Annotated in this window: 19 protein-coding genes and 1 tRNA gene; 4 read left to right on the top strand and 16 right to left on the bottom strand. The window is 43.5% G+C overall.

The window, feature by feature from the left end; genetic code table 11:
* Position 1: 1 nt before the first annotated feature.
* The 3 genes from MASE_RS15195 to MASE_RS15185 all read right to left on the bottom strand — a co-directional run bounded on the left by MASE_RS15195 (position 2) and on the right by MASE_RS15185 (position 4,096).
* Entirely contained in the window at positions 2–559 is a 558-nt protein-coding gene (locus tag MASE_RS15195) for a hypothetical protein (protein ID WP_014950625.1), read from the bottom strand.
* An 11-nt stretch (positions 560–570) separates the two neighbouring features.
* Positions 571–2,742 (bottom strand): TonB-dependent receptor, encoded by a 2,172-nt coding sequence (locus MASE_RS15190; RefSeq protein ID WP_014950624.1) that lies wholly within the window; start codon positions 2,740–2,742, stop codon positions 571–573.
* Positions 2,743–2,935: 193 nt separating this feature from the next.
* On the bottom strand, positions 2,936–4,096 hold the full coding sequence (locus MASE_RS15185) for an AI-2E family transporter (protein WP_014950623.1): 1,161 nt from the start codon (positions 4,094–4,096) through the stop codon (positions 2,936–2,938).
* Between the two features lie 191 nt (positions 4,097–4,287).
* Between MASE_RS15185 and MASE_RS15180 the strand changes: the two genes are divergently transcribed.
* Both MASE_RS15180 and MASE_RS15175 read left to right on the top strand, forming a co-directional pair.
* Positions 4,288–7,119 carry a PAS domain S-box protein gene (locus tag MASE_RS15180; protein ID WP_014950622.1) on the top strand — a complete coding sequence of 944 codons (2,832 nt, stop codon included), beginning with the start codon at positions 4,288–4,290 and terminating at the stop codon, positions 7,117–7,119.
* Positions 7,120–7,356: 237 nt separating this feature from the next.
* Positions 7,357–8,445, top strand: a complete 1,089-nt coding sequence (locus MASE_RS15175; RefSeq protein WP_014950621.1) for a Gfo/Idh/MocA family protein — start codon at positions 7,357–7,359, stop codon at positions 8,443–8,445.
* An 84-nt stretch (positions 8,446–8,529) separates the two neighbouring features.
* On the opposite strand, the gene MASE_RS15170 is transcribed toward MASE_RS15175, so the two are convergent.
* The 8 genes from MASE_RS15170 to MASE_RS15140 all read right to left on the bottom strand — a co-directional run bounded on the left by MASE_RS15170 (position 8,530) and on the right by MASE_RS15140 (position 16,482).
* Positions 8,530–9,603, bottom strand: coding sequence for an ADP-ribosylglycohydrolase family protein (locus MASE_RS15170; protein WP_014950620.1), 1,074 nt, complete (start codon positions 9,601–9,603; stop codon positions 8,530–8,532).
* Positions 9,604–9,692: 89 nt separating this feature from the next.
* Positions 9,693–10,481: a lipase family protein gene (locus tag MASE_RS15165; protein WP_014950619.1), complete on the bottom strand. Its 789-nt coding sequence runs from the start codon at positions 10,479–10,481 to the stop codon at positions 9,693–9,695.
* Between the two features lie 221 nt (positions 10,482–10,702).
* Positions 10,703–12,808 carry an ATP-dependent helicase gene (locus MASE_RS15160; protein WP_014950618.1) on the bottom strand — a complete coding sequence of 702 codons (2,106 nt, stop codon included), beginning with the start codon at positions 12,806–12,808 and terminating at the stop codon, positions 10,703–10,705.
* 143 nt (positions 12,809–12,951) lie between these two features.
* Positions 12,952–14,070, bottom strand: coding sequence for a DUF7840 domain-containing protein (locus tag MASE_RS20295; protein WP_232362774.1), 1,119 nt, complete (start codon positions 14,068–14,070; stop codon positions 12,952–12,954).
* A complete protein-coding gene (locus MASE_RS20290) occupies positions 13,995–14,783 on the bottom strand; it encodes a lipoprotein N-acyltransferase Lnb domain-containing protein (protein ID WP_232362773.1) in 789 nt (262 codons plus the stop codon). Before MASE_RS20290 ends, MASE_RS20295 begins: the two co-directional genes overlap by 76 nt.
* 3 nt (positions 14,784–14,786) lie before the next feature.
* On the bottom strand, positions 14,787–15,143 hold the full coding sequence (locus MASE_RS15150) for a hypothetical protein (RefSeq protein WP_014950617.1): 357 nt from the start codon (positions 15,141–15,143) through the stop codon (positions 14,787–14,789).
* 190 nt (positions 15,144–15,333) lie between these two features.
* Complete coding sequence (locus tag MASE_RS15145) at positions 15,334–15,876, bottom strand: redoxin domain-containing protein (protein WP_014950616.1); 543 nt, start codon at positions 15,874–15,876, stop codon at positions 15,334–15,336.
* Between the two features lie 9 nt (positions 15,877–15,885).
* Positions 15,886–16,482, bottom strand: a complete 597-nt coding sequence (locus tag MASE_RS15140; RefSeq protein WP_014950615.1) for an NAD(P)H-dependent oxidoreductase — start codon at positions 16,480–16,482, stop codon at positions 15,886–15,888.
* Between the two features lie 446 nt (positions 16,483–16,928).
* On the opposite strand from MASE_RS15140, the gene MASE_RS15135 reads away from it, so the two are divergent.
* Both MASE_RS15135 and MASE_RS15130 read left to right on the top strand, forming a co-directional pair.
* On the top strand, positions 16,929–19,427 hold the full coding sequence (locus MASE_RS15135) for an AAA family ATPase (protein ID WP_014950614.1): 2,499 nt from the start codon (positions 16,929–16,931) through the stop codon (positions 19,425–19,427).
* Complete coding sequence (locus tag MASE_RS15130) at positions 19,414–20,694, top strand: McrC family protein (protein WP_014950613.1); 1,281 nt, start codon at positions 19,414–19,416, stop codon at positions 20,692–20,694. Before MASE_RS15135 ends, MASE_RS15130 begins: the two co-directional genes overlap by 14 nt.
* A gap of 192 nt (positions 20,695–20,886) precedes the next feature.
* Here MASE_RS15130 and MASE_RS15125 read toward each other — a convergent pair.
* The 5 genes from MASE_RS15125 to MASE_RS15105 form a co-directional block, all read right to left on the bottom strand.
* Positions 20,887–20,973 (bottom strand) — tRNA-Leu (locus tag MASE_RS15125).
* 160 nt (positions 20,974–21,133) lie between these two features.
* Positions 21,134–22,267, bottom strand: a complete 1,134-nt coding sequence (locus tag MASE_RS15120) for a HupE/UreJ family protein (protein WP_041693550.1) — start codon at positions 22,265–22,267, stop codon at positions 21,134–21,136.
* The gene (locus tag MASE_RS15115; RefSeq protein ID WP_041693548.1) at positions 22,260–23,330 is read right to left on the bottom strand and encodes a tetratricopeptide repeat protein; all 1,071 of its coding nucleotides are present in this window, start codon (positions 23,328–23,330) and stop codon (positions 22,260–22,262) included. The genes MASE_RS15120 and MASE_RS15115 overlap by 8 nt, the downstream gene beginning before the upstream one ends.
* A gap of 62 nt (positions 23,331–23,392) precedes the next feature.
* Positions 23,393–23,971: an Ig-like domain-containing protein gene (locus MASE_RS15110; RefSeq protein ID WP_014950610.1), complete on the bottom strand. Its 579-nt coding sequence runs from the start codon at positions 23,969–23,971 to the stop codon at positions 23,393–23,395.
* Between the two features lie 11 nt (positions 23,972–23,982).
* Positions 23,983–25,575: a DUF4331 domain-containing protein gene (locus MASE_RS15105; protein WP_014950609.1), complete on the bottom strand. Its 1,593-nt coding sequence runs from the start codon at positions 25,573–25,575 to the stop codon at positions 23,983–23,985.
* Positions 25,576–25,640 lie beyond the last annotated feature (65 nt).

Raw genomic sequence — 25,640 nt, 5'->3', positions numbered from 1 at the left:
TTTATATACTATACAAGTAGAAGTAACTTAACGCGCTAAGTACACTCAACACCCCAACCGGGCGCCATAGTTTACTGTCTGCACAAAGCCAGTATGCGCCACATCCCCATAATAGAGGCATGGTGTAAATTCCCAGTGCAATCTGGTTTACTTTGCTCATGCTAAGCGCTGTTGTCCACACTACGGTAACTAACATGGCGCAAATAGCACTTAAAAACACACTGCCAAGTAGTTTTACGAGGGCGTTAAAAGCAATAGCGGTAGACGGGGTAGTCAATCCAGATGCGAACGGTAAATCGACGCGCTTTACATCTTTACTTATTCGTTGTCGGGCGAGATAAATCCAACTCCATGCTTGTAACGAGAAAGCGACCACGGCGTAGCAGGTACCTAATTCAGGGCCGTACTCTGTAACCCAAAGGCTTAAACTCGCCAGCATTAACAACAATGCGGAGAGTTTAGCTATACGTTTAAAGGCGATCTGTGTGCTTTGCCAAGCGCGGTAAAACAAACCTATCGCCAATGCGCTGCCTAAAAAGGCAGCGATTGACAGCAGCATAACTTAATCCGTTAAAAATTGAATGAAGCAGACAGTCTGAATGTCCGAGGTTCACTTAATACAAGGTAGTTTGAGCCAGGGAAGCCGCCTACCGACGCCCAGTAATTATTGTCAAAGACGTTATCTACACGAGCGCGAAGTGTGATGTCGGTCATTCCTGCAAGGAAGCTGTAACGAACGCCTAAATCGAAACGATTAGATGCATCGACTTCAAGGCTATTGTCGGCACTGGCATATTGTTTCGACGTATAGGCCGCACGTGCATCGACAGTAAGCCCTGGAAGGGCATCAACATCCCACTCAAGATTAATGTTTGCTTGTAAATCAGGAACACCAATGGCCGTTTTGCCATCTAGTGTACCGTCTTGAGTTTTCGTCATTTCCGCATCGAGCCAAGTGAATCCGCCCAAAACACGTAAATTTGAAGTTGGCATGCCAAATACGCTTAACTCAAGCCCTTGGTTTTGCTGTTCACCATCGGTACTGAAAACATTGTCTTCAACAATTGAGCTTTGCTTTGAGGTGTTGAAAACACTCAATGAACCACCGTATTGGCCAGCATCATATTTCACACCTACTTCTATTTGCTCGGCGCTGTATGGGTCAAAAACTTCACCCGCGTTTTCAATTGGTTCACCACCGCTTGATGCAGGCGCTACCTCACCAGGAAGCAGTCCCTCGATATAGTTGGCGTAATAAGACACCTGTTCTGACGATTTATAAACAATGCCCACAACCGGCGTTAATTGAGATTCGTCGTAGCCTGACAACTCATCACCTGTATTGTAATCAAAGGTGCGGGTTTCAATGTTTTGTACACGGCCACCAAGGGTTAATAGAACTTTTCCATCGTTAAACGAAATCATGTCTGCAAGAGCAAAACTTGAAAGGTCTGTTTTTTCTGTGATTAGTGGGTTGCTAAGGTCGCCACCAATAAAGAAGTCAGCATCGGGCATGGTTGCCGTTACCGGGTTATAAATATTTCCAGCAAAGCCGCTAAAATCAGAAAACGCATAGGCATTTTCAGATTCTAAAGAAAACGTTGATGCAGACGTAATGATCGTGTGTCCAACGCTTGCGGTTTTGAATTCGATATTTAGGCCCACTTCACCTGAGCGAATTTCATCATTTCGAACGTTATCAAAACGGTAAGCGGAAAAGTCGCCATTTGCTTCTGCCTGTCTAGGGTTAGCAAACACATTATCTTCTTCACCCGATCTGAAACCATACGCCGCCCATGCAGTGATGTTGTCGGTAAAATCGTATTCTCCACGAACCGCACCGAAAAATTGACGCTCGTTAGTGTAAGTCCACTCTTGGGCAAAATTGGTGTCGCTGTCAGGCGCTTCTGGAATTGCACTGCCAGGAGTGACTGCAGGGCGTGGTGAGTCAACCTGATGGTCTTGGTAGCCCAAATCCAAAGAAAGACGGAAGTTATCGCTATCGTGATCAATGCCAATAGCAGCAACGCTCAATTCACGATCTTGGTTATCGATACTTGTTTCGCCGCCTCGTTGTACAAAGTTAGCTCTTACGCCGGTACTTTGACTGTCGTCGCCAAATCTGCGGCTAACATCTGCTGCGCCATACCAATGTCCTTGAGACTCGTATCCAAGTGTTACACGGTTTAATGGGTCATCGCCCGCGCGCTTAGGTACTATATTTACCGAACCACCTAAGCCGCTTCCTCCCGGTGCTGCGCCGTTTAGAAATGCACTGGCACCACGGAAAACCTCAACGCGTTCTGACAACTCTGCAGCAACATATTGGCGAGGTAAAACACCGTACAATCCGTTGTAAGTCATATCGTCAGAATAAACGGGAAACCCGCGCATTACGTATAGCTCTTGAAAATTACCGAAGCCTTTTGCCACACGAACCACCGGATCGTTTTGCAACACATCGGCGATACTTCTTGCTTGCTGTTCCCTTATGATGTCTGCGGTAAAGTTGGTGCTTGCAAATGGAGAGTCCATCATGTCGAGATTACCTAAAATACCCGCACGACCACCGCGAGATACTTGGCCTCCTGCAAAGCTATCTCGTAATTCAACCTGAGATGCATCAACAGTAATATGCTCAATGTCATCATTATTATTATTTTTTTCTGTCTGTGCATATACAGGCGCGCCTGCACACGACAGGCCGATCATCACGGCCAAGGCACTTTTAAGCAAATTCATGGGAGCTCCAAAAATCAAAAGACAACGAATATGATAACTATTTTCATTTTAAAAAGGCAGGATATGTTCCTTTAAAATATGCATTTCGTCTTTTATTTGAAGAGGACTATCGTGCTTTGTGCCTAGATTTTAGGTAAAAGTCCGCACACGCTGCTATCCATGCAACGTGGTTGATGGGGCGAAGAGAGTGAAATTATTTTGACTCGAGAAGTCTTATCCAGTGATCAAATACGCCCAGATTCTCGAGTATGATCTTAAAACACATTAGAATAGGCACGGCGAGTAAAACGCCTACCACACCCCATAGCCAACCCGTTATTGCTATCCAAATTATGATTATTAACGGGTTAAGCTGCATACTTCTTCCTAGCACCGCAGGCGTGATGAGTTGTGATTCAATGATATTCAATACTAAAAACAGACCCGCAGGCAGAAACGCACTGCTGGTAAGCCCAAACTGCACAAGCCCAACTACCAGCAATACCACGCAGCTCGCCACACCACCCAAGTAGGGGACAAAGTTCATCAGCGCAACCAGCGCTCCCCAAAGTAACGCATCATCTATTCCTAAATAGTAAAACACGCCTGCTGTAGCTAACCCTAAGCAAGAGTTTATGATGCTGATGGTGACGATATACGAAGATAGCTCCCGTTGAATTTGATCTACCAACACCAGCGTTCGTCGCTTGTTGGTAACAATGGGGAAGTCTCTTACAAAAACATTGAATAGGTTGGGGCCAAAAACCAACAAGAAGAAAATTAAAACGATACAGGCGAGCACCTGTGCCAGTAAAAATGGCGCGTTACCGAAGAGTGTGAGCCCAATATCTATTCCGCTTTGTTTAATTTTGTCCGTCACAGAGTTTGTGTTGTCTTGCGGTGGAGAAAGTTCAGGTGACTTTTCATCGTCACCAAACCAGCTAAAGAATGAACGTTCTTTTTCAACGGGTTCGGCTGGAGGCGTTGCATAAGCGTCGATGTTGCTGCTTATCTCTTCAATTTCTTTGGATATCTCGGCAGCAATTTTGGGGAGAGATTGCATCCAGCGTTCTGCCGGCTCAGCAAGCTCTATACCTAAAAATGTAAACGGCGCGACCAGCAAAACAATCAGGGCTCCTGCTGACAGGGTACGAGGTATGAATAACTTGCGTGCGAATGCAACAAGAGGGCTTAAAAGCAAAGCAACAAAGGCGGAAAAGAAAAGGGGAACAAGTAAAGACTTGGCAAGGTACAACGTATAAATGACAGCAAAAATCACAAGAATATTTAGCAGTCTGGTTTGTTGGGCGATTTTGGGGAACTTCCCAGCATACTTCCCGTTCCCTTTATCTTGATTCGAGCCAGCGTTGTCCATGTCTTAGCCTTGGTAGAAAGTGATCTTGGTAGAGCTTTTACTTGTAACAGCGTAAGTGTTACGAAAATTTAATCATTTAAGTTCACTTACCGCACCGCTAGAGAAGTCGCTTTGTACTGCTTAACGTAAATCGTTAGCTAAATAGTGATTTCTACTTTAGTATAATTTTTTCTACATTATTTGAGCGAATTATGTCTGAGCTAATAAGTAAGGCTTCATCTTCTTTTACCGACGACATTCCCTTTCAAGCTCTTATAGAAAATATAACTGATGCGGTGATATTTGCCGATATTAAAGGCAACGTTATTTACGCTAACCATCAGGCCCGTTCCATCTGTGGATTAGACAAATCTGATCTCTTTGACTGCTCGGTGTTTAGTTTGTTTCCTCAGTCGCAAGTACCGAATATTACTCAACAGTTCGAACTGGCAGTAAAACAGGAACCCGGTAAAACAACGGAAATTCGGTTTGGTATTGACCACGCCTGGTTCAAACTCACGATTTTCCCCGTTGCGGCAGGTGTAGTGGGGTTTTCGTTTCATGACTTCTCTATGAAGCGCAGGCTACAGATCATTTCTCAGTCTCAAAGAGATGCCATGAGACTCGCATTATCTGGCGCTACACTAGAAGATGTGTTGACCGTTTTAGTCAATGCAGTAGAGAAGGTGACAGATTTTCAAGCTGTAAGTGGAATATCCTTGGTATCTGAAGATGGGTTATCACTCATTAGCGCGGCTGCACCGTCGATGCCAGAAGAAACTAGGCGGTACTTCAAGAATATTACAATCGATGAACTAACGCCGTTAGGAAAGTGTTGTCAAACTCGTGATGTGGTGAATATTCACATCAACGCCCAAACTGATTCGAGTGATTTTAGTCTCTCCACTCAGGCATTAGGACTTCAATCATTTTGGTGTCGTCCCATTTTATCTGCAGAAAGTCGCACGGTATTGGGCACTTTCTGTTTGTTTCATCGCGAGCGATTTACCCCATTACCCGATGACATTGACGTAATTAATGCACTGTCTAAAACCGCTGCAATCATTATTGAGCGCAACAACGAAAATCGCGCTCGACGGGTTGCGGAGTCGGCGTTACTAGAGAACATTGAGTCTTTTAATAAACAGCGCAGGCTTTACGAAACGGCTCTGTCGAATACGCCCGATTTGCTTTATATCTTCGACCTTGAGGGGCATTTTACGTATGCCAACGACGCGTTACTGCAAATGTGGGGGCTGAGTTGGGATGAAGCGATTGGTAAAACATGTTTAGAGCTTGGGTATGAACCTTGGCATGCAGATATGCACATGCAGGAGATTCGACAGGTAATTGAAACAAAGCAACCTATTCGTAGTGATGTTCCTTTTACCGGTACTCATGGTCGCCGTATATATGACTACATATTTGTTCCTGTTATTGGTGAAGACGGAAACGTTGAAGCCATTGCTGGTTCGACGCGAGATGTTACTGAGCGTAAACACGCTGAAGAAATGGCTAAGCGAGCAGAGTCTCGCAGACGCTTAGCTCTGGAAGCATCACACAGCTTTGGTATTTGGGATTGGGATATTAAGCAAAACTTGTTCACGGCAGATGAGCGTTTGGGAGAACTCTTTAATCTCAGTAGCGATGAGGCTGAAAACGGTGTAGCCATTGAAGTGCCCAAACAATATATCCACCCAGACGATTTAGCAGCGTGTGAGGCTGCTATTTGTGAAAGTATTAATAACCGCACCCTATTTGATGAAGAATACCGTATCTTACAAAAAGATGGCACTGTCCGCTGGGCTTCATTCAGAGGACGAGTCATTTATAACAGCTCTGGTGAGCCGGAACGTTTTCCGGGAGTAGGTGTAGACACCACGAGAGAACGAAATGCGATAGACGCGCTTCAAGAGGCCGATCGCCGCAAAGATGAGTTCCTTGCTACGTTGGCACATGAATTACGTAATCCGCTTGCACCAATTCGCAATGCATTGGAAATTCTGCAGTCAGACGACTACAGCCAGAATCAGAAGAGCGAGGCATTCGGTCGAGTCGAACGACAAGTTACGCAAATGATACGGCTTGTTGATGACCTTATGGATGTGTCACGAATTACCCGAGGGAAAATTCGAATTCATCGAAAGCCTGTGAACTTGTGTGAGATTCTGGATACGGCGATTGAGACTATTCAGCCCCTGATTGATGAAAAACAGCATACGCTGCTGGTGGAAAAAGTAGCAGAGCCCGTTTGGGTAAACGGAGACCTTATCCGGTTGTCGCAGATTTTCTCGAATATTATCAACAATGCTGCAAAGTACACTCCGCCGGGTGGCAATATCGAGGTCTGCATCAGTACTTGCGATGGTAAGGTTACCATTGCAGTTAAAGACAATGGAGAGGGCATTCCAGCAGGCAAACTAAAATCGGTTTTCGATATGTTTACTCAGGTAGATGGTGCCCTTGAACGTTCTCAAGGCGGGTTGGGGATTGGCCTTACTCTAGTGAAGAAACTCACTGAATTGCACGATGGAACGGTAAATGTGCAAAGCGATGGCGTTGATAAAGGCACAACGTTTATCGTTACCTTACCCGTTTTAAGTAAAGTACCCAAATTAGCCAGTAAACCGGAAAAGGCCCATGACGTAGTAGACGCTACCGCTGAAAAGCTCAACGTTTTAATTGCCGATGATAATCAAGATGCCGCTATTACCATGGGATGGATATTGGAGGCAAAAGGGTGTCAGGTTCAAGTAGTGGAAGATGGGCCATCCGCATTAAAGGCTGTCGCGTCTTTCACGCCCGATTTAGTGTTGTTGGATATCGGCATGCCGGGTATGAATGGTTACGAATTATGTACGGCACTTCGTCAAAATCGTGCGTTAGCTGACGCTGTATTTGTGGCGCAAACGGGGTGGGGACAACCATCGCACATCCAGCGTTCGAAAGAAGCTGGATTTGACCATCACCTTGTTAAACCTTTGGATTTGAGCGACCTTGAACCTATCGTGGCAGAAGCTTGGCGAGCAAAGCGCAAACAGTAAATTATGTTGTCGATAAAAGTGAGCTGCTTTTCGTCTGATTTTGTTGTAAATCGTTTCGCGTTACCAAACGGCACGATGCGCCATAGGGCTTTAAAGCTGTGTTGGTTGTCAGCTATAAACCTTCGATGGTGTTACAGGTAACACATTCGATAATATCGCAACGGTGTTGTGATCTTTCTGAGTAAGAAAGGTACTACTAAAACCATGCACGGATTAATTTCTTAATGGAGAGTACTAATGCCCCGCATTACTCGTCGTCACTTCCTTCAATTGGCAGGTTCAGGTTTGCTGGTTGCGCACAGTCCTTATTTAATGGCACAGCCTTCGAAAAAGAAAATAGGCGTGGCGCTGTTAGGGTTGGGCAATTACAGCACAAATTTACTCGCCCCTGCCTTACAGGACACTAAACACTGTGAATTACGGGGGATAATCACGGGGAGCGAGAGGAAGATCCCGCAGTGGCAGCAAAAGTACGGCATTAAAGACAGTAATGTGTACACGTACAGCACCATGGCAGATATTGCGAATAATGACGATATTGATGTTATTTACGTTGTAACGCCTACTGGCACACACAAGGATTTTGCGGTACAAGCCGCAAATACCGGAAAGCATGTGTGGTGTGAAAAGCCAATGGCCATGGATAGCGAGGAATGCCAAGCTATCATAGATGCGTGTGACAAAAATGGCGTGCAGTTGTCGATAGGCTATCGCATGCAGCACGAACCCAATACCCGCACTTTTCATCAGTATCTTGAAACTAAGCCGTATGGAAACTTGACCGCGGTATCGAGCTTCGCTGGTTATGCAGGACAAGGAAGAGCGCCTGACAACTGGCGAATGAAAAAGCACATGGGCGGCGGTGCACTTTATGATATGGGCGTTTACGCGATAAACGGCGCGCGCTTTTTAACGGGCCGTGAGCCATTAGCGGTAACGGGAAGTCATCCACCACAGCGCTTTCCAGAGAAGTTTACTGAGGTTGATGAAACGACCTTGTTTACGATGGATTTTGGCGACGGACTAGTGGCCGATTGCGGTACCAGTGTAGTGAAAGGGTTTAACCATTTTAAAGCTGATTGTGAAAAGGGCTGGTATCAACTTAAACCCATGCAGAGCTACAGCGGGGTAACGGGCACCACGTCTGATGGAAAAACGCTGGCTCCTATAAACGGTATGCAGCAAACGCTGCAAATGGATAACGATGCACTGGCCATATTACATGGACGACAACCCATGGTGACTGGCAATGAAGGTCTGGCCGATATCCGCATTGTGAACGCTATATTTAAGGCGGCGAGAACAGGGGAAACGGTAGCGTTGTAAGGCGCTTTTGCGCGAATACGCTACCGGACAGTGAATGCCATTTGCTCATTTTGCGACTGGGTCTACCAGACTTTTGTGTCTTAGTTACCGTTCATCAAGAAGGTTAATTAGCGCTTCCAAGTCCTTTTTGTCAGCTAATTCACTAAACCATTGGGACAGTTCCGTTGCCTGAATTAGCCCCATTATGGCCCCCAATACAAAACCGCGGTGCACATTGTCGCCCCCCACGTTGGTGTTCGCAATCAACGCCTTTTTAGGCGTATCAGCATAACGGTAAGCGAAGTACAAAACGGCGGGCCACGCGTCTGAGATATAACACGCTGGCGAATATATACGCCCAACAATTTCGATATCGCTTTTGTTTTTTGCCGCTATCGCAGCCAAATTCATGTGCGCAGATTTACGGGCAATATCTTCTAAAATGGCCTTGGCTGATTCACCTTCGCGATGCACTAATTTGTAGATTAACTCCACATAGAAATCGCACACCGATGCTAAAGACTCATCTGGGTGAGTTAAATAAAGGTGACTACGACACAGGCGTTTGACGTCCTCAAGGGCTGTGCTTTTGCTTGCTTCTACTACCGCCAAAGGTGTTACCGACACAAAAGCGCCTATTGAAGCCGTATCATGTGTAACCGCCCCACATTTGTGTGCTGGAGTACCTTGTTCTAAGTTCGCAAAAAAGCCTCTGTGATAAGACTCGGCGTATGTGTCAGGATGTTTAGGTTCATCAGCGCGCATAAAGCTAATATATTGAGTTAAAAACTCGTTTTCGTCATACCCTTTAAGTGCGCATGATAAAACGATACGCGCGCAATGTGCATTGAGTGTATTTTCTCCCGCTTTCATACCATGATGGTAATGAATGTTGTCCTTGCCCCAATACTGCCTTTTACCTTTGAGAATAACGTCGCCCACTATCTCTTTTTGATTTGCAGATGCCTTATTCGCGCGCCCACCTTGCTGCGTGGAATGTAGCGACATTATTGAAGACGGATGAAATGATGGCGCATCCTCAAATTGCTCTATCCCTAACGGAAATGCCTTATAAATATCTGCTGGGTTGTAATACCAATGTACCGGCATAGCCAACGCGTCGCCGATAAACGCGTTCTTGAGTGCCGCTTTTGCTCGTTTGATTGACAGTGAAGACATTTCTTTAAGCCTACCTCTTACGCAGTACTGTGCGGGATTGAATAATCAAGTACCTTTAAATTACGCACTGTAGGTCGAAAATGATCGTTCTAATGCTCATCGAAAAGCGACTTGTTGCGGATATATTTTCGCATGTAGTGATAGGTAATTGGGCGTAACAACCAGCTGTGAAGCGACATCAAAAAGCGTTTATGGGTAGGCGTGTTTTCGTAAATTTTATCATCGTGCAGCCACAGCATCTTGCCAACGTGCCAGAAGTAAAAAGGGAAGGGCGGCATAAAGGTTATTACATCTAAATCGCAGCAAATGCGATACGTTCTATGGTGTAGCGTGTAGTGCTTATACCAAGAGCGCGTACCCACTGCGGGCTGTCCGAAAGTCACTACCCTTTTTACTGACTTTGCGTATAAACGCTCAAAGTAATCAGCCATTAATACCGCTACTGCGCCGCCGGACGAATGGCCAATGAATGTAAAGCGCTTGCCTTGCTGCCTAAGTGGTTCAAGCACTTTTACAAGTAGCTCTCTAAGTGGTAATGCTTCATTGGATGTCTTAGTGCTGGAATACATAGGTTGAGCCAATAGCCGCGCAAACCCCCAGTGGACCCAGAATTTTCTGTTTAACTGATTGAGTTTGTTTGGGATGAAGAATAAATTCGCTAGCCAATCTCTTACCCCCAATGATCCGCGAAAAACGATAATGACCTCTTTTTTATTTTCGACCCACAAGATTCTTACGCTCATTCTGCCGTACTTATCGACTAGCTGGCGTTCATAAAAAGGATCTAAGATTTTTTGGTATTGCTCGTCGGCATCAGGGTAGGCGAGTTGGCAGAGAATGGCATATCTTTCATATTGATAGCGTTTCAATTTCTTCATGAAAACTCGTATTGGAGCATTTAGCGTTTTTGAAGCTGAGCCGTTGAAGACTCTTTCACTGAATACTTCACGCTACAGGGAGTTTATTTCAGTGTTATGACGGGGCGCGTCATTTTTCTTTAAATGTCCGTACTCTTTGTTGTGTCACCTTGATGTAGAACCACTTCACCTGCCTTAACACGCCTTGATTACGAACATTGTAACTTTCGCTGAGGGGGGAATTATCTATGCGGACTGGTATTATTCCACATCCCAAGAATATTTTTCTTTATATCGGCTATAGCGCCTTTGGCTATCTTCTTTTCACTGGCTGAAGCAGTGCGCTTAGGGTAAGCAATGGGTTCCATGCAAGCGCAAACAGCATCGGTAAAAAAACGGCTCTTGGCACCGTATACATGCTTGTCACCAAACTTTTGTTGCTCTGGCACCCAATATTTCAGGGGCTGAACTAAGCTAAGCTCATCTTTCGCTCGTGTTATGGCTACGTAAAGCAAACGTCGTTCTTCTTCGAGGGCGCGTTTATCGCCCGCTGCGTACTCATTAGGAAAATTGCCGTCAGCCACATTTAGCACAAATACATGCTTCCATTCTTGACCTTTAGCGCTATGCACCGTCGACAAGATAAGAAAGTCGTCATCAAGCAAAGGTTTGCCCGCCAGATCACCTGTGCTCTGCGGTGGATCTAGTGTGAGTTCAGTTAAAAATCGCTCTCTCGATGAATACTGCCCAGAGATCATTGTGAGCTGTTCAATATCGCCGAAACGTGTGAAATGATCGTCATAATTAGCTTCCAACAAATCTTTGTAAAACGCTGCAATGGCGCTTGTTTGCTCGGTCCATGGAATATTGTTGTGGTGCACGTTATCTAGCAAATCAACAAGAGAAAGAAATGAAGGCTTCGCGGACTCTGAAAGTGCGAAGCTGCGCAATTTACCCAATGCAAAGTCGTGCTTTTCTAAATCGTTAAACACTCTCTCAGCTATCTTTGGACCTATACCAGGTAACAACTTAAGCACTCTAAAAGCAGATATTTTGTGTTTGGGGTTGTCTGCCCAACGTAAAATGCAAAGCATGTCTTTTACGTGAGAAGCCTCTAGGAATTTAAGGCCACCGTGTTTTACGAAAGGAATATTGCGTCGAGTAAGTTCAAGCTCTAGACGATCGCTGTGATAACTTGAACGAAACAGAACGGCTTGCTGTTTTAAATCAATCCCTTCTTCACGAGCCGCCAAAACTCGCTCAACGATATATTCTGCTTGGAACATGTCGTTTTCAACGGTTATCCACTTAGGCATAGGGCCGCTTTTACGCTCGCTGAACAACGATACCTTATAGCCTTCATCACTTTCTGAAAGAAGGGTATTAGACAAGTTCAATATGTTCGGATGTGACCGATAATTCTGTTGTAGCGTTATCACTTTGCCAGGCAAGGAAAATGCAGTTGGAAAGTTAAGGATATTGTCTACCGTTGCTGAGCGAAATGAGTAGATTGATTGGGCGTCATCGCCTACAACGGTAAGACCTTCACCGGTTGGGAAGAAACCTTTTAAAATGCCAGCTTGAAGTACGTTGGTATCCTGATATTCGTCTACCAACACATTGTCGAATTGTTCTCTTACTTTTTGAGCAATAGCGTCGACCTGCGCCATGTGAAAACAGTAAAGCAGTAAGTCGTCATAGTCTAAACTCACTTGTTCAATTTTAGTTTTCGCATAGTGAGCAAACAGCGTGTTCAGCTCTTCTTCCCACTCGCTACAATAGGGGAAATGAGTATCGAGTATGTCGATAAGCGGTGCTTGCGCGTTCACGCAACGAGAGTAAATGTCTAAACACGTTTTCTTTTTAGGAAAGCGCCGATTGACACCGCTGAAGCCAAGTTCGTGGCGAAGCAAATCAAGCATATCCGCGCTGTCGTTACGATCCATAACCGTAAAGTCGGGATCTAAACCAATGAGTGAAGCGTGCTCTCGTAGCAGTCGCGATGCGATTGAATGAAAAGTGCCCATCCAAGGAAGTGTGACCGGATGATACGCCTTTTGTTTCTCACGTAACGTTCGCTCTATTATGCGGTTCGCCCGTGAACTTAATTCTGACGAAGCCCTTCGCGCAAACGTCATCAGTAAAATTCGCTCTGGCGCAACACCATGCAATATTAGCTGTGCTGTTTTGTGAGCGAGAGTGTTAGTTTTACCTGTGCCAGCGCCTGCAATAATTAACAGCGGGTGGTGCGTTTCATCGCTCAGCTCCGTTTCGCCCGCTCCTACGGAACTCAACCCGTAATTCACGGCTTCTTGCTGCTGCGGGTTTAATTCAGAATGAGAGAGCATAAAAAATCCTATTGAAGAGCACTTCAATAGGATAAATTAATGCACTGTATATTTAAACAGTTTTGTGTGAATGTATTGATTTCGTTTTGAGTTCTCACTGTAGCAGAGTGAGACAGTTAAAGTTCCCATGTTATCTTCAATGATTAAAACCGATACCCCAACATAAAAGCTGCACTAGATTCATATTCATCGGCAACTTTCTGTATATTCACTTCAAAATCTAACGCGATGTTTTCGAAACCATATTGGTGCAAGCTAAACGATACTGCATCGATTGGCTCATCACTTCCATATTGGTTGTAGGTCCTACTTAAGCTAACCGCCAACTTACTATTCAGTTTTGTATATGCATATAGCCCAATAACGGGTTTGGCGTACACAAATGCTTCGTGCTTGTTAGCGCCTGCACCCACGATGATGTCGCTATACCCCCCTAAACCCTGCATTACTTCACGTGTAAAGCCTAAACCAAACTCCGATTGCACAATGAGTTTGCGTTTTCGCTCGCCGGTTAGCACGCGATTTATTCCAATGTTAAATGATGATGACCAGTTGCTTATATTTTGTGTAACAGGTACCCGCGACACCATTTGGTAAAGCATGGCCTTGTCCACATAGATATCACCTAAGTTGCTTTGCTCTAAACCAACTCTGAACTCAACGTCGGCCAAGATAAGCTCGGTTTCACCAATCATGCTCCTGTTGTCGTCGGCTAGCCTTCTTGCAACAGGAAAGGCACGAAACGCCATGAACGAACGGCTGTCTTGATGAATGAAACCGGCAGCAACATAACCTTCTTGCTGGCGAGAGGAAGGAACGGGGAATTCAGATACGTCTAAAGAAAGGTGCTCATATTTAGCATCAAACGCTGCAATTTCAGCGGAGTTCTTTTGATATTTCTGTTCTGAAATTGTTTGTGCTGACCTAAAGTACTGATTAAGCGCCAGTGCGTATTTGGTTTCAACAAACGAAAGTGATAATGAATCTAGCTGAGCGCGAGCTAAATGCGAAGATATGGCAGACGCGCGTTTACTCCCGATGCTTTCTTCTAACGTCGTTATTTCCCATTTGTTAGAAGGTACGAATTGGGTTGATGCAACGAGAGAGTTTGCTTGTGCAAACTTAACAACATCAAGAGGGGTCAGCCAGCTTGCTACTTGATTTAGATGAGCAGGACGAGCAATATTTACCAACAACTGAGTAACGGTCGCACAGTTGAATATATGAAAAAATAAGCGGGGCTCTGCTGTCCCAATTCCCATATGTAGTCTTGCACAAAGTGGCGCTGTTGCTCGTTGAAATCTAGCGTGTATCGCCAAATGTTTCTTTGCTCCTCATAGAGATAAAACTGCTCAAATTCTTGGTAAGGAGCAACCTTAAATACGCCTTCTTTTCCTGTCATCAATGTTTCGTACATGATGTGAGGAACGTTTAAAGAGTCTAGTTCTGTAAAAAACGTAATACCGTGCTTAACGGGAATGCCTTTATCATTAGTTCCATCTAGACGAAGCATAATATGCCCCATCATTGAGCTAGCAGATGTAACATTTTCTGAGGCGTAAATTAGCTTGATACTATCGGCCGGAACACTTTCTACAAATTTGCGATATTCTGCGCAGTGCTCGGCAGGGGTAATAGATTTAAATTCGGGTATGTAGCGCTTGAGCAGCCGTAAACGGGCAGGGTAGTTGCAAATGTTTTGGGTATTACGCTGAAAAAGGTCTATGGTAGCTTGCGCTTCGGCCAACGGGCTGACGAACGACTTTGATATATAAATAGAGGTGTCGTTAGTAATTGGCTTCCCATTTTTTAGTTGTAACAATAGGTGCCACAATGGGTCGTTAGCTATTTGCTGTAACGTTGCGCTATCAACTTTCGAGTAACTAGTTTGAGTAACGTCACTGGCCGTGGAATTAGCTGCGAAAATCAAAAAAAAGGAAGCAAGAATGCTTCCTTTTAGAATTCGTGTAAACATATCTTATTTACAAGGTACGCTTACTGAATCTTGGTATTTCCACATTTTGTCTGAGCCGTAATCGGTAGACGAACCGAATACACCGCCACTAAGAATGTTGATAAAAAACGCAGATTCAACTTCTTTGTTCAGGTTAACGTCGGTACATTTTGCATCGTCAGCAACTAGCACTTTATCTTTGTTCTCTTTCTTAACAGTAACCACGCCAGGCACTGTTTGAGACATGCCGTCAACAGTAACTGTAGTCGTTTCACCGCTAGTTGTCGTAACGTTTATTTTGTGTGTTTCTTCGGTAAGAATGGTGGCACAACCTGAGGTAAGAATAAGGCTTGCAGCAGCTAGTCCAATTATTTTTTTCATTATATTTCCCTTTCTGATTTTGAATGTCGAATTTTCGACGAGCGTTAATATAATGTTTACGCTATAAAAATCAAATAAAGATTGTTTCTAAATTGGTCTGCAGGTGTGAAAGGACAAATATAAGTAAGCGTATGCGCCGAGATAATAAAGTTAGCGTCAAGTAGCCATGACACTAACTTCATAAGTGCGCTTATTTGTGCATACCGCGAATAGGGTAGTTGTTATCAGGATTACGAATCCAGCCCAAACCACTTACTAATGTCTCTAATTCAGGTCTAACAAATGGATTGTTAGAAATATCTGCGACGTGCACAAGACCTTCATTGTTCACAACAAACAGCGCGGGTTCGGAAAACGGGTGATCAGTTTCTTGAGGCGATCTTGGATCAGAGATATAAACGCCTAACTCCTCCATTTGCTCCACCGTTAAGCCGTACGCAATAGGAAAGTTGATATCCAATCTAGGCAGGTGACTTTCAAGCTGCGCTTTACTGTCGCCAGACACTGCAATGAGATCTACACCAGTTTCGGCAAGATATCCTCTAACACTTTCGAGTTGATTGAGGTATCGAGTGCAAAGTGGACAATGCTGCCCTCGGTAAATCACCACCATTTTCCAGTCAAGACCGTTCTCAGGTGTCGCTAACTTTTTAGTGTCGCCATTTAACAGCTTTGCTGAAACATCTGGAAAAGCAGAGCCTGCATGTAACTTATTGGTGTATTCAGTAGCCATGATAGTTCCTTAAAAATGCTTGTGAATGTGAGCTTCAAAACGTTTGAAATCGTTTTCCACATCGGCGTTTTTCATCACGTCAAAGCTAGCGAAAGTTTCCATTGGCTTCATGCCAAAGAACTTGAAGTTCATATGCATTGGAAACAGTAAATCGTCTACAGATTTACCTTCAAAAAACTCTTCGCTGTCGTTGAATGACTCTTCTGGTGCATTGAAGGTTAAAGACATCATGTATTTAACGTTGGTAAGCGTACCGCCTGTGCCGTAGTTTTTCTTCGGTGATTCGGCAACGCGACCATCGCCAGCACATAAGGCGCCACCCATGCCCGCAGTGTAAACTTCATCCATGTACTTTTTGAAAGACCATGGCACACCCATCCAATTGATTGGTGCCTGTAGAAAAACGATGTCAGCCCACTGATGATGGGCCAACTGTTCTTCAACGTCGTGCGCTTCGGCCATTGTCACTACGCGAGTGTTATAGCCTTTAGCTTCAAGCAGCGTTACTGCTTTATCGACAAAAGATGCGTTTAACTTGCCTTCTGAAAAAGGGTAATACTGGTGTGCATTAATAATTAGCACATTGCCTGTCTTTGTTGTGGTCATCTCAAAACTCCAAAAAAATTGAATAAAGCTTATTGCTTACTGGTGGTTTATTTTAGTGACCTTTAAACTTTAAACAACTAGTGGTGTTTTGGTAACCATGTTGGGGAATAACGGGATATTGTATAAATTTATTTTGAATCAATTGGTTAAGTGATTAAAGAAAGTGAGTTGCCTTTATAGTACTACTGCGTTAAATAACAAAGAGTCATTCGTTTAAGGAGATTGAGGGCTTTAAGGGTGACCATAAGATTGGATCCTTTAGCCATAGAAGAGAGCCGAAAAAGTTCTAGAACAACGCTTTAAAGAATGGGAAGCTGGATATAAGAAATGCGGCTGTATATAGATTAAAAAGTAGCTTGCAATAGAATAAGCTGAAAGCACTGCATTGCTATGTTCAAAGAAACGAAGTTAGTATGTTGCAATTAAAATAGGGACTTTTCTCAGTAATGGAAATTTCATTAGAAGAACAAAAAAGCCTACTAAACCAATTCCTCGAGCGCTGGCCAGTTGAAAAGATTAGCCAGTTGACGTTAGAAGAATATATTGATGTAGATAATAATGACACTTTTGCCTATTGGTTAGAGCATAAAACGCGTGAATTAGGATCGATCAGAGGAGGTGATGCTTCTAAATTTGGAATTTATAAGCGAAAACAACCGCCCAAAGGTAACAGGAAGCACATCTCTCACGGAGAGCTTTATTCTTGGGTTAGCCGGTTTGGTAATTCAGAAGAAGACGCTTTTGAAAACGTAAAAGCTAAATTAATCGATATTATTAGACTAGTAGGGGCAGATGATCTTGAAGGTATTGATAATATTGATTTGGGGGATACACTCAAATGGAAAGTTGCTTTTCTTTATCAAAATCAGGGAACCCCAGCCCTTTTAAATATATTCAAACTTGAATCGTTACGACAGATAAGTAATAAACCCAAAGCAACTTTTCCAGAAGCATATCGATTACTGATGGCTGAGCGTGGAAGCAAAAACGTTATCGAATATGGCTTTGACGTGTATAAGCAGCATAAAGCAATGTTACTCCTTGACGATGACGATGATGATGATGATGATGACGAAAAGCATTATCAAACAAGTAAATCTTCCGCAGCGCTTAATACAATTCTTTATGGGCCACCAGGAACGGGAAAAACTTATTCCACAATAAGCAAAGCAATTGAGATCATTGAACCAAAGTTCTGGGCCACAAATATAAAAAACAGAACTGCTTTAAAACAGCGATTTGATGAGCTTGTAAAATCTAATCGAATAAATTTTGTTACTTTTCACCAGAGCTTTAGCTACGAAGATTTTGTTGAAGGCATCAAAGCTAATACCGATGAAAATGGCAAAATAAGCTATGACATAGAAGAAGGTATTTTTAAGCAAATGTGCGATGCTGCATCCTCGCGTGTTGTGACTGAAGAGAGTGATCTCTCTATCGATGTCTCAAGTCGGAACGTTTGGAAAATGTCCTTAGGCAACACCCAAGGTGAGGATGCATATGTTTATGATCATTGTATTGAACATAATTATATCGCTTTAGGTTATGGCGGTACGATAGACTTTTCGGGAGCAGATTCCAGAAAAGAGATTACTAAACTATACCGTGATGCTGGCTTTACGATAGACAACGAAAGCTACGATTACAACGTAACTTCTATCAACTACTTTAAAAACCATATGAATGTTGGCGATTTAGTCATTGTTTCAGATGGAAACCAAAAGTTTAGAGCCATAGCTGAAGTGACTAGTGAATATTACTTCGAAGAAAATGAAACTGGTCATTATTGCCAGCTAAGAAAAGTACGATGGTTAAAAGTTTATTCCCCGTCTCTACCAACAAGTGAGCTATTCAGTAAAAATCTCTCGCAACAAACTATTTATAGTTTAAAGCCCCCAACTCTAGATTTAATAAAACTACAGGCTTTACTGACCGGGAGAGAAGAAAAAGGCAGTTTAGCGGTTGGATCAAACATCTCTGGTTACGCAGTTACGTCGATAAGTAGTGAAATCATTGAGTTCAAGAAACCTAATGGCTCTCGGTTACCGTTACCAATGAGTATTATTAATGAGCTCGTTGACTTGGTGAAAAATGGCAAAGGTACTATAGAAGACATAAAAAATAAGACGTTATTCGACAAAGTAGAAACGAACTTAGAGAAATATCTAGTTAATGGTTACAGCAATTTATTGGCTCAACTAGTTGCCTATATTATTGATAATGGACTTTCTTTTGGTGATCGGGTGTCCAGTGACAATAGGGTACTGATTATCGACGAAATTAATCGAGGGAATATAGCCAACATTTTTGGTGAGTTAATTACTTTGATTGAGCCGAGTAAAAGAGCAGGTGAACCAGATGCTTTATCCGTGACTCTTCCGTATACCAAAAAGCCATTTAGTGTGCCTTCAAACCTCTATCTACTTGGAACAATGAATACTGCTGATAAGTCGTTAGCTCAGGTAGACATTGCGCTTCGGCGGCGGTTTGAATTTGTTGAAATGATGCCTGACTATGAGGTACTCAAATCAATCCCCAAAATTCAGGGAATTGATATTTCGCGCCTAGCTAAAGCAATTAATCAACGAATCGAATTGTTGTTCGATCGAGAGCACACCATAGGCCACAGTTTTTTTCTTCCTCTTATTACTGAGCCGACTATTGAGAAGTTAGGGGAAATATTTGAACTTCAAATCTTGCCGCTATTGGAAGAGTATTTCTTTGAAGACTGGGAACGGGTTGGACAAGTTTTAGGGGATCATCTCAAAGCCCCAAGTAATAAGGCTGAAAAAGACCATAGATTCATTATCGAGAAATATTCTACAAGTGAAATTGCAGAACTAATGGGAAGTGAGTGGGAACCCAATGGAGTGCAAGCATTTATAAGAAATGATTACGCTTTAACCAATCCAGATGCCTATATAGCGTGTTATGAACCACGTTAAATCCTATGTTCAGGTAAAAGAGTATGGATTACTGGTGGAAACCGGTGACGATACTAACCTTAATCATGCAGAAGTCTCGACTTCGGCGTTTAATTGGTTGATGAGTAACGGCTTAAGCATAGCTGGTAGAGAGCTTGTTCGTGTAAAGCGAATGGGTAAGAAGCTCGCGTTGCAAGTTGTTAACTTTGTCGGTGTACTTGACACTCCGTGCGGTACACGTATAGAGATTTTACCGAAAATCTACAGTGACCGAACGTCAATAGAGGCCTCAAGAAAAACGCTACTGAAAATGTTGGCAGTTGTTGAAAATCTAAAGCTAGAGCAATTCAATAATGCCCATCTTCAAGTGGTAAATCAGCCACTAATTGAAGTGCTGATCTCACAGTTTTTGTCACAGGTTTCTCTTCTACTAAAAAAAGGTTTGCGTAGTGAATATCAACGTGTTGATGCTCAAAGAAGCTTTTTGAAAGGACGGTTGAACACAGTCAAACAGATGCGACAACGGCCCGGAAGAGATCATATCTTTCAAATTTCCTACGATACTTTTTCTGTTAATAGAGCTGAAAACAGGCTTATTTTGTCTGCTGTTAATATTGTTTCGAGATGGACAAGAAGTTCACAAAATCAGCGTCTAGCGAGAGAACTTATCTTTGCCTTTGATGGTATGAATAAATCAAATAACCACAATGAAGATTTTAAGCGTTGGTCGAAGGACAGAAATCTAACTCACTATCGAAATTTAGAATCCTGGTGCAAATTAATACTTTTCAACGAGTCTCCGCTTACCATGTCGGGCAATACGGAGGGGGTATCATTTTTGTTTCCTATGGAAGTCTTGTTTGAGCGATATGTAGAGAAGAAACTAAGCAAATTATTACCGAGTCGGTTCTCAGTAAAAGGCCAAATAAAAGGAGAGTCACTCACAAGCCATAATGGACAGAATTGGTTCAACTTGCGCCCAGATATCGCTATTTATGACAATGGTGAGATAGCTGTTATTGCTGATACTAAGTGGAAGATAATTAACGAAAATCTTAATACATCGAAAGACAAATATTATCTAGCACAATCAGATATGTATCAGTTATTCGCTTACGGTGAGAAGTATCTCAAAGGGCAGGGCTCTCTAGTGCTTATTTATCCTAAAAATGAAAATTTTCTTGAATCTCTTCCATCATTTGAATTTAAACCAGGTTTACTTTTACACGTAGTCCCTTACGATCTAGACAAAGATGAGCTCCGAATAAACGCGCCTATACTTTTTTAACGACATTTCGATAACAAGTAGCGTAAAAAATCGTGAGACATGAATCGCTAACTAAAGAATAACTATGCTAATAGAGGGAACTGCACCGGAGTAGTAGTTGTTCTAATATGGTACGTAGCAAAAACTTTCTTCCAGACGCAAAAAAACCGACTCAAAAGTCGGTTTCAGTATCTACTTCTACAAAGAAGAAGATGGTACCAGTGGGCGGACTTGAACCGCCACGCTATCGCTAGCAACGGATTTTGAATCCGTCATGTCTACCAATTCCATCACACTGGCATTGTGTATGGTTATCAACGTGGTGTTGATGCATGGCATTATAGCGATGCGGCGCGCCTATACAACAACTTTTTAAGCTTTTTGTGATTAAGTGCCGAAAGATTGTTCAAAAGCGTATTTTGCTTTATCTATTTCTTATTAATCAACAGAACGCACACTTTTACCAACGCTGAAGCGTCCAATTAATCGCTACTACCGCGATTGCTGACGATGCAATTGGCATTATGGCTTTTGAATATAACCTTACGTTTCTAAGTAAGATGAGTAAGGGCAATAGCAGCGTAACTATGGCAAGTTGGCCCAGCTCTACCCCTACATTAAAAGCGAATACATTCATTACCAAGCTGCCCGACTGGGCGTTAAGGTCGCCAAACACGCTCGCAAATCCCATTCCATGGAGTAGGCCGAACCCAAAGGTAATAAATCCTAAACGCATGATGATAGGGTACACATTGTTAAGCGCAGTTATAGCCACTGATATAGCAATGCCTAGCTCAACAATACGGCTATCTAGCGTAATAAAATCCAGTGCTGTGGCAGTTAATGTAATCGAGTGCGCTAACGTAAACGTGCTTACCAATATCACCGTGCTTTTTATAATGTGCTTTTTGCTTTGCTCTTTCACCCAGCTCTTATTTTCCCTGTAAAGATTAACGGTGAGCAACGTAGCAACCAAAAACAGTATATGGTCTAGTCCAATGAAAATGTGCCAAATTCCCTGATAAACCATTTCCCCAAACTGCGAAATCCAGCTGTTTCCTGTAGCAGAAGCAGTGATAAAAGAGCGTTCATCACTTAGCACATAAACACTTGTGTGATCGTTTAACGTTACCGTTGTGAGGAGCTTGTGGGTGGGAAAATCGCTAACTATGCCAGTGTATTGTATCGATACTTCGTTTACATATACGCAATTCACCGACAGCGGGTATACCAGTAATGACTCTGCAGATATATCTCGTATAGAAGGGGGAACAATACTAACCGTACATCGCGTTTCGCTATCTCGAATCACTAGGTGGTTTTGGATATAGTCGTTCGCCATAGTGTGGTTTCTGTTGACTTCACCCCAGGTCAAATTACCGTCATTATTGCCATCTAGCCCTGCTGCTTGTCCTATATCTTCAGGCTTTAGCAAAAGCTCGCCAGACAAAGTGTTATTTGAATCGTTTTTAAGCGTTAAGTAGCCGTTACTCAGTTCGTGTGAATGCGTGAAAACGCTGAAGGCGGCGAAGATGAAAAATGTGATAAATTTAATCATGACTCGTTTACTGAAGGGGTTGAGAACATTAGGCATTGGTCGATACTTCATTAGCCTGTCGAGCGCGCTCTAGGAGGTTTTTGTCATCCAATGACTGTGCGTATTGCCAGTTTATTTCGGCAAATTTAAGCGCCAGTGGGTAATCAGGTTCAATCTCTAAAAAGTAAGTGGCGACCTGTGAGGCGTGAGAACTGTCTTCTCGCCATACTCGAATTTCCATGTTCTTAGCAAGTTGAGTTTGTACTTCAGAGCGCACGATACCTTGCGCTCGTTCCGCAATTGCCCATTTAAGTAGCAAGCCATCGTCGGCTGTCAATATATCGGGTACGGAGTTGCTAAACCCAGAACTCACTGCCTTATAGTTATTCAACGCAAAATGTGCGTCGGCCCAAACTAACATTGCGCTTATAGGTAGCTTTTCGAGTTCTGTCTGTGACAAATGCTCAAGCGCGGCTTCAGCGTTACCAAGTTGAAGCGACATGTCTGCAAGTACTTCATAAAACCACTGGCGCTCCGCAGGTCTCACTGTAGTCGTGTAGGCCTCAAAAGCACTAAGCTTTTTTAAAAATTTTACGTCTTTATTTTGTGAAAAATCAGCGTTAACCATACACGTGAAAGCGATTAAAAAACTTGTTTGCCCTACCAGCTTTTCACAGTTTTCTTTCGCCTTTTTAGCGTTACCTTGCTGAACGTTTATATCTGCCAACAATAACTGTGCAGCTGGAGAGCGAAAGCGGGCTATTTTATTAACGTGTTGCTTGGCTTGTTCGAACTTATGAATGCCTTGAAGTAGTCGAGCTTCTAAAACAACTAAACGCTCTTTTTGACCTGCGTTCAACGAATCGAATTTTTGTCGCATTATGTCCGTGAACCTAACAATACGCTCTCTCTCATCACCTTTTGCTTGAAGGTATCTACTTGAAGTTAAAATTTTTTCCGCTTCGTCGATACTTGCTATGGATAGCTGTTGAGGCTGCCACGTTGCGATGACGGTATCATAATTGAGTTTTTCAGACTGAGCAGATACCGAACAGACTGTTAGGGCTGACAATACGCTCATTATAGGGAGTATGAGAGTACTGCTTCTCATCAACTTCATCAGAACTTCCTTTATAAAAGCCGTCCTTGGCTTTACGGTTGACACTGTGTACTGACCGCTCGTTATTGACCAATCAATAAATCATCGAACGTGGTGTCGTCAGCATCTTGGGTGAACTCGCGCCCGTTAATTGGCAGAGGTTCATCGGTCGGTGCTTGATTAAAGGCATCACGGGTATAGCTAGAGAACGATACCTGCTGAGCCTCAATCGTAACGCTTACGGTGGCCGTAACTTCTGGATTTACGCCGTCAGAAACGGTGAATGTGAAGCTATCGCTACCCGTTACCTGAGCGTCAGGTGTGTAGGTAAAGCTGCCATCAGCATTAACTTCTGCATTACCTAACGTACCGTTTTCACCAAGCCCGAAGGTAAGTGCATCACCATCGGCATCGGTTGCTGTCAACGTGCCATCAAACGCAATATCTGCTTGTGTCGTTAGCATTTCATCAACGGCTACAGGCGCTGCATTTTCTTCTGGCGCTTGATAATCGTTATCGTCATCACTATCGAAACAACCAGTTAGCGCTAGCACCAATCCAGAAATGACCCACAACTTATGTTTCTGCAAAGGGGCTTGAGCCGACTTCATAGACGCGGGGGCATTTGGATTCTTGTTAAATAACCTAATCTTCATAGACATGATGGATCTCCTTATTCAGAGCCAGCAAGTGGTGTTTTTAGGTACGGAAACGATGAATCAATCATGCTTGCATCTACAGGTGCACCATCAGTGAAAGGTACATTACCTACGCTGGCGTCTTCTGGTGTACAAAGGCCAAGATCTGTATCTTCACCTGCTACCGGGATGGGGTAGCACAAGCGGCCCATGACTACGCGAAGGGCAATATCAACCACGTCATCACCTGGGCGGCGACCATTCGGGAATCCTGCTAAGTCATCGCCTACAACACCAAATGCTGACTGCGATTCGGCTGGCGTTGCTGGGATCCCTGTGTTTAGGCGCAGCATTTCTGATGCTGTTACAGTTGCTTGTTGGTTAACGCCTGGGAAACCTGTAAGGAACGCTGTCACTAAGTCCATACGCGGGAAATTCGTCGGCGCAAGGGTCTCAATATCCGTACCCAGCGTAGTATTCACTGCATCTTTAAACAGAATGTTCAGTAGTTCTGGTAAAGAAGGGTGGGTTACATAATCAGCGAATTGACCGTCTGCACTTGGATGAGAAGTAGAGAATTTGTCTTTATCGCCAATACCGATAACAAGCTCATTAACTAGCGGGCTACCTAAACGAGACACTTGAGTCATCGCACCACCATTAGTCTCAGGTTTCGCAAAAGTAGCATCTGGGTTTAGGATACGCGCTTGCGGCAAGCTTGCCGTGGTCCAGCTACCAATTACGCCATTACCTTCACCGGTAACACACGCCTTAGGTACTTCAATAGATAACGCTGTCACGTTTTTATCGGCTAAGTCATCATTCATGGCACTTTGCGTTATACCGCCAGGAAAACCTTCACCATCGCCTGCGCCCGGTGCGCTGTCGCCCTCAACAGGTACATAATTTACCAAGTCGAATGTTTTGCCCAAGTTAACAACGAAGGGGTCTTTACGCTGACCAACAAACACTTTGGCCATGTCATCGCATCCAGGGATACTGAACGAATAAATGAAGCTTTCAGCATAACGTGCGTATTCCGCTTCACTGGTAAAGGTTTTATTGCCAATGTAATCAAGCGGCTTTTTAAACATATCGCCCATGGCGGGAGTAAGAGTAGTGCGCGTGCCTGTCTGCATGTCGCCACTCACCATAGTAAGGCTGTACATTTCTGAGAAGTTTGCTGCGCTTGAATCGTCTGCGCTGATACCGCCTACATTTTTAAGCGGTACTTTCACCATTTTCTGCTCGCCTTCAGGGCCTATCGGCAAGGCGATACCTTCGTTATCGGCAGCAAGCATATTGTTAAACTTAAAAACAAAGCTTAAGTCTTCAACCGCGTCGCCGTCACTATCAATATGAATCGCGTAGTGCGCATTCGGGTCCATTGCAAAGTAGTTAGGGCCACCATAAGCATCTTGCAGTGGAATATAGTTTGCTATGAATGTCACATAATCTTCACGGCCTTGTTCATAGCTATTGAAAGCATAAAAGTCGGTGCTATCTAACGCTGGGTGGCGAGTGATATTAGGTGCTTCTCGGTGACTTGACGCTATTGCGCCAGCAGTTACGGCTGCACATGTCACGGCAACAGCCAGTGACAAAGTTTTGCGTTTGAATTGGATCATGTCGAGTCTCTCTGTTTTTTATGAGTTCAAGAGACCAAACGACTGAGGTTTCACCTTAGATGCAA

The sequence above is a fragment of the Alteromonas macleodii ATCC 27126 genome (assembly GCF_000172635.2).
Taxonomy (GTDB): Bacteria; Pseudomonadota; Gammaproteobacteria; order Enterobacterales; family Alteromonadaceae; genus Alteromonas; species Alteromonas macleodii.
This window is presented reverse-complemented; position numbering and strand designations above follow the sequence as displayed.